The following is a 1,192-nucleotide window of genomic DNA, read 5'->3' as shown; positions in this document are numbered from 1 at the left end:
TTTCGCAGCTACAAGAAGTGGCAAAGTTCGTGACCGAGATTTTTCCGTTAAAGTTAAATTTCCCCGCGAAAAGTAAACGTGAATTTACTACTTTTTTTGCCATTTCTTGTAACTGCTGTTAGCCGTTCGGTTTTTCTATTTAGTGTACGTTTCGATTAAAGTTCCTTCGTCATCTGTGCTTTTCACTTTCAATTTGGTTGAAGTTAATTCTAAAATTTGAAAAGTGTCAGTTTCGTTTCCTGGGTCAGCGTCATCGTATGTTACTGTTATTGTATTTCCATTTAAGGAATAATCGGCATTTTCAATTATGTCTTGTCCGTTTGTTCCAAAATTGTAGTAAGTGTAAAATGCTCTACCGTTTGAAGTGAAACGAGCTTCATCAGAAGAACCAACTTCATCGCCATCAAGTTTAGCACTTTCTAAAAGCCAAGTTCCAACTAATTGAGTTGTGTCGATTGAAGAGTTATTGTCGTCACTACTTGAGCAAGAAAATAAAGAAAAAGTTACAAATGCGAATAATAAAATAGATTTTTTCATAAATAAATGTGTTTTAAGTTTTTGCAATGTTAGAATTAAAAAGGTTATGTTTTTTACGGTTTACCGTAAAATGGTTAAAAATAAATTATGTGGTTAAATTATTCCTCCACAAAAAAGGAATTAAAGTTTAAATTAAATATTATGTCACAATTAATTATTTCAAAGTCAAAATCAAAGTTAAACGCTAAAATTCAACAACACGTATTTTTAATAAATAAACTTTTATTAAAATCTTGTGAAGAAAATTTAGTTGTTAAAATTTCAACACCATCTAATACAATTGGAAAAGACGGAACTTTAGATTGCAAATATTATAACGAAATTAAAATTAATCTTGCTGTTTCGTTATAATGTTTCTGATTTGCTTATCAAGTCCATCGAATGAATCTAAAAAATCTTCAAAAGTTTCTCCTTTGTGTTGGTTGTTTTTACTAAACTCGTCTTTATATTTATCAAATAAAAAGGCGTAAATTTTGTAGATTCGCTGTTCGGTTCTAACTTGGTTACTAACGATTAATTCAAGTAATTCTCTGTCGGTGTACTCGTCAAGTGTTTTTAATTCCATTGTTAATTATTTTTGTTTGTTAATATTGGTTTTTATACGTTCCGCCAAACTGACGGCTAACGGCAGACTGTGAAAAAACCTCCACAATCT

The 1,192-nt window shown here is 30.4% G+C and carries 3 protein-coding genes; 1 reads left to right on the top strand and 2 read right to left on the bottom strand.

Annotated elements, in window-relative coordinates:
- Positions 1-135: 135 nt before the first annotated feature.
- Positions 136-537, bottom strand: coding sequence for a lipocalin family protein (locus tag ACSVH2_RS14075; RefSeq protein WP_438093814.1), 402 nt, complete (start codon positions 535-537; stop codon positions 136-138).
- Between the two features lie 141 nt (positions 538-678).
- On the opposite strand from ACSVH2_RS14075, the gene ACSVH2_RS14070 reads away from it, so the two are divergent.
- Positions 679-888, top strand: a complete 210-nt coding sequence (locus tag ACSVH2_RS14070) for a hypothetical protein (protein ID WP_438093813.1) — start codon at positions 679-681, stop codon at positions 886-888.
- On the opposite strand, the gene ACSVH2_RS14065 is transcribed toward ACSVH2_RS14070, so the two are convergent.
- Complete coding sequence (locus tag ACSVH2_RS14065; protein WP_438093812.1) at positions 866-1,102, bottom strand: hypothetical protein; 237 nt, start codon at positions 1,100-1,102, stop codon at positions 866-868. The two genes, ACSVH2_RS14070 and ACSVH2_RS14065, sit on opposite strands and share 23 nt — an antisense overlap.
- Positions 1,103-1,192 lie beyond the last annotated feature (90 nt).

The organism is Flavobacterium sp. RSB2_4_14 (assembly GCF_051547085.1).
GTDB lineage: Bacteria > Bacteroidota > Bacteroidia > Flavobacteriales > Flavobacteriaceae > Flavobacterium.
Note: the sequence above shows the minus strand (reverse complement) of the source record. Positions and strands in the feature narration are given on the sequence as shown.

What these genes read in the sequence shown, in the direction of transcription:
- ACSVH2_RS14065 (WP_438093812.1), bottom strand. Translation starts at nt 1,102, where the DNA reads ATGGAATTAAAAACACTTGACGAGTACACCGACAGAGAATTACTTGAA.
- ACSVH2_RS14070 (WP_438093813.1), top strand. Translation starts at nt 679, where the DNA reads ATGTCACAATTAATTATTTCAAAGTCAAAATCAAAGTTAAACGCTAAA.
- ACSVH2_RS14075 (WP_438093814.1), bottom strand. Translation starts at nt 537, where the DNA reads ATGAAAAAATCTATTTTATTATTCGCATTTGTAACTTTTTCTTTATTT.